The organism is Hallella faecis (assembly GCF_018789675.1).
Lineage (GTDB): Bacteria > Bacteroidota > Bacteroidia > Bacteroidales > Bacteroidaceae > Prevotella > Prevotella faecis.
Genome location: NZ_JAHKBE010000097.1, coordinates 1 through 4,136, shown reverse-complemented (window position 1 = coordinate 4,136; position 4,136 = coordinate 1). Strand labels below are relative to the sequence as shown.

3 protein-coding genes are annotated in these 4,136 nt (G+C 55.9%); 1 reads left to right on the top strand and 2 read right to left on the bottom strand.

Going from position 1 to position 4,136, the window contains the following annotated elements; translation table 11 throughout:
• Window positions 1-292: 292 nt before the first annotated feature.
• The gene (locus KM934_RS12420) at window positions 293-1,582 is read right to left on the bottom strand and encodes an O-acetylhomoserine aminocarboxypropyltransferase/cysteine synthase family protein (RefSeq protein WP_215760920.1); all 1,290 of its coding nucleotides are present in this window, start codon (window positions 1,580-1,582) and stop codon (window positions 293-295) included.
• Window positions 1,583-1,765: 183 nt separating this feature from the next.
• Between KM934_RS12420 and KM934_RS12415 the strand changes: the two genes are divergently transcribed.
• The gene (locus KM934_RS12415) at window positions 1,766-2,059 is read left to right on the top strand and encodes a hypothetical protein (protein WP_215760919.1); all 294 of its coding nucleotides are present in this window, start codon (window positions 1,766-1,768) and stop codon (window positions 2,057-2,059) included.
• A gap of 153 nt (window positions 2,060-2,212) precedes the next feature.
• Here KM934_RS12415 and ettA read toward each other — a convergent pair whose 3' ends face one another.
• Entirely contained in the window at window positions 2,213-3,910 is a 1,698-nt protein-coding gene (gene ettA, locus KM934_RS12410) for an energy-dependent translational throttle protein EttA (RefSeq protein ID WP_215760917.1), read from the bottom strand.
• Window positions 3,911-4,136 lie beyond the last annotated feature (226 nt).

Sequence of the window (4,136 nt, the reverse complement as noted above, 5' to 3'; positions counted from 1 at the left end):
AAAGGATTTCTCTTTGCCGTACGACACAGAGAAATCCTAATGACCGATTTGGGTTTAAGATTAAGGTCGTTCCGTATTCGACGAGACACATCCTTTTGCGGTTGCGCCTGATGGGGATTGCGGTTGCGCCTGATGAAATGGGGTGGAAACGTGGGCTTGCGGCAAACGGGGGAGCGCAGTTGCCCCCGGCCTCGCTTCGGAGCGGGCGAACGTGGGGTAAAACAAAAAGCGCCCCTTGGGCGGAATGGCTCAAGAGGTGCTTGTGTGGAACGATTTTGGCTTCGCGGAGGCGTTAACCTACGGCCTTGTTGAGCGCCTGACGAATGTCGTCGAGAATGTCGTCTACGTCCTCAATGCCCACCGAGAGGCGTATGAGATCGGGTGCCACGCCAGCCTGTCGCAGTTGTTCGTCGGTGAGTTGTCGGTGGGTGTGGCTTGCGGGGTGGAGCACACAGGTGCGTGCGTCGGCCACATGGGTAACGATGTTGATCATCTGTAGCGAGTCCATGAATCGGATGGCGGTGTCGCGATCGCCTTTCAGTCCGAAGGCAATGACGCCACACGATCCATTGGGCAGGTATTTCTCGGCCAACTGGTGGTAGGCGTCGCCGGGCAGTCCGCTATAGTGCACCCATGCCACACGCTCGTCGGCCTGTAGTGCCTCGGCCACCTGTTGTGCGTTGGCACAATGCTGCCTCATGCGTAGGTGTAGCGATTGCAGTCCGAGGTTGAGTATGAACGAGTTCATGGGCGCGGGAATGGATCCGAGGTCGCGCATGAGCTGCGCCACGAGTTTGGTGATGTAGCCCATGGCTCCAAACTTCTTGGCGTAGGTGAGTCCGTGATAGCTTTCATCTGGAGTGCACAGTCCGGGGAACTTCTTTGCGTGGGCGAGCCAGTCGAAGCGTCCGCTGTCCACCACGCATCCTCCCACTTGGCTGGCCGTACCGTCGAGATACTTGGTGGTGCTGTGGGTCACGATGTCGGCGCCCCACTCGAAGGGGCGGCAGTTGATGGGTGTGGCGAAAGTGTTGTCTACGATGAGCGGCACGCCGTTGTTATGCGCTATACGCGCAAACTTCTCTATGTCGAGCACGGCGCATCCGGGGTTGCTGATGGTCTCTCCGAAGAGCGCCTTGGTGTTGGGTCGGAACGCCTTCTGTATGGTCTCCTCCGAGTCGTTGGGGTCGACGAATGTGCAGTCTATGCCCAACTTCTTGAGCGTTACGCCGAAGAGGTTGAATGTGCCTCCGTAGATCTCGTTGCTCGTCACGATATGGTCGCCTGCCTCGCAGATGTTGAACACGGCGTAGAAGTTGGCGGCCTGTCCGCTGCTGGTCAGTACGGCCCCCACGCCCCTTTCGAGCTGCGCTATCTTCTTCGCCACCACGTCGTTGGTGGGGTTTTGCAGTCGGGTGTAGAAATAGCCTTCCTTCTTGAGGTCGAAGAGCATGGCCATCTCCTCAGAGTTGTCATATTTGAATGTAGTGCTCTGGATGATGGGCGGTTCGATGGGTTCGCCATTCTTAGCCTCGTAGCCTCCGTGCACACAGAGGGAAGCCGTGCGTAAGTTCTTTTTCATGGTTGTTGGGTTTTGAATTTAGATGTGTTGTGTAGATATTAAACACGAAGGTACAAATAAATGTGCTAACTTCCGCATGAAAGCGAAGTAAATTGCCCATGGGCGATCGATTTCTGTGGTTTTAATTGGGCATTTGGAAAAAAATGTATATGTTTGTTGACGTTAATCTTAACCCCGAAAACTATGAATTGGAAAAAACTTCAGAATGGCTCCGATATCAGGGGCGTGGCACTCGAAGGCGTTGAGGACGAACTCGTTAACCTTACTCCCGAGGTGGTGGAGACAATTGGCCGATCGTTTGTCGCTTGGCTCAGGAACACCCTGGGCGCCGACCGTCCCGTGGTGGCCGTGGGCACCGATTGCCGCCTGTCGGGACCCAGCGTCAAGGCGGCCTTCGTGAGGGGTGCTGTGGCGGCGGGCGCCACTGTGGCCGACTGTGGACTGGCCTCCACCCCGACCATGTTCCTCTATAAATAGTATATTTTTATCCTACTGGTGTAAAAGGGGTTTTATATTTGTTTGGGATAATAATGTGGAGTGTTGAATGTGGAGTGTTTGTTCAATGTGGAGTGTTGAAAGTTGAGCATTGAAGAAGAATCACATTCAACACCCAACATTCCACAATATAACTTAGTCCTCCATCAACTTGCGATAGCGGCCCTTCTTGATCTCCTCGTTGCCGAGTCGGCGCGCCTTATTGATCTCGTAGTCGGAGTAGCTGCCCTCGAAGTAGAACACCTCACCGTTGCCCTCGAAGGCCAGGATGTGTGTGCAGATACGGTCGAGGAACCAACGGTCGTGACTGATCACCACGGCACATCCGGCGAAGTTCTCCAGACCCTCCTCCAGGGCGCGCAGCGTGTTCACGTCGATATCGTTGGTAGGCTCGTCGAGCAACAGCACATTGCCCTCCTGCTTCAGCGCCAGGGCGAGTTGCAAGCGGTTGCGCTCACCACCCGAGAGCGTGCCGCAGAGCTTGCTCTGGTCGGTGCCCGAGAAATTGAAGCGCGAGATGTAGGCGCGTGCGTTCACGTCGCGTCCACCCATGCGTATGGTCTCGTTGCCCTGCGAAATGATGTCGTAGACCGACTTCTCCGGATCGATGTCCTTATGCTGCTGGTCTACGTAGGCGAGCTTCACGGTCTCACCCACCTCAAACGTTCCATCATCGGTGTGCTCCAATCCCATGATCATGCGAAAGAGCGTGGTCTTTCCCGCACCGTTGGGACCTATCACGCCCACGATGCCGTTAGGCGGCAGCATGAAGTTGAGGTCGCGGAAGAGCACCTTGTCGCCGAAAGCCTTCTTGACGTGTTGCGCCTCGATAACCTTGTTGCCCAGACGTGGGCCATTGGGGATGAAGATCTCCAACTTCTCTTCGCGGTCTTTCTGCTCCTCGCCCAGCATCTTCTCGTAGGCGTTGAGACGCGCCTTACCCTTGGCCTGTCGGGCCTTGGGGGCCATGTGGGCCCACTCCAGCTCGCGTTCCAGCGCCTTGCGTCGCTTCGAAGCCTGCTTCTCCTCCTGCATCATGCGCTTGGTCTTCTGGTCGAGCCACGAAGAGTAGTTGCCATGCCAGGGGATGCCCTCGCCACGGTCGAGCTCCAGGATCCACTCGCTCACATCGTCGAGGAAGTAGCGGTCGTGGGTAACGGCAATCACCGTGCCCTCATATTGCTGGAGGTGCTGCTCGAGCCAGTCGATACTCTCGGCGTCGAGGTGGTTGGTGGGCTCGTCGAGCAGCAGCACGTCGGGCTTCTGCAGCAGCAGGCGGCAGAGGGCCACGCGTCGGCGCTCACCACCCGAGAGGTTGGTAACGGGCAGGTCGCCCTGTGGGCAGCGAAGGGCGGCCATGGCGCGGTCGAGCTTCGAGTCCATGTTCCACGCGTCGGTAGCGTCGATGAGGTCTTGCACCTCCGCCTGTCGCGCCATCAACTTGTCCATCTTGTCGGCGTCTGAGTAGTATTCCTCCATGCCAAACTTCTGGTTGATCTCCTCATACTCGGCGAGGGCGTCGTACACCTTCTGCACACCCTCCATAACGTTCTCCTTGACCGTCTTCGCCTCGTTGAGAGGCGGGTCCTGCGGCAGGTAGCCCACGGTGTAGCCCGGGCTCCACACCACCTCGCCTTGGGTGGGCTGCTCCAGTCCGGCGATGATCTTCATCAGCGTTGACTTACCTGCGCCGTTCAGACCGATGATTCCGATCTTTGCGCCATAGAAGAAAGACAGGTAGATGTCCTTCAGGATCTGCTTGTGGTTTTGTGGGATGATCTTCGACACTCCCACCATTGAAAAGATAATTTTCTTGTCGTCTACTGTTGCCATAATAATGATGGTGTTACTTGGCTTCGCACGTTCCCAACTTGCGGTCGGTTAGTAATGGTAGATGCAAAATAGGCGGCATGCGAAACAATTTTGTGGCAAAGATAATCATTTTACCCCGACTTTATGCAACTTTCCCCTATCAATCGTTGTGTTGGCACCAAAATATTATGTCTCAAGTTTCGGATTTAGAATTCAAGCCGTTTGAGCATACTCTCTAAGTGCAGCC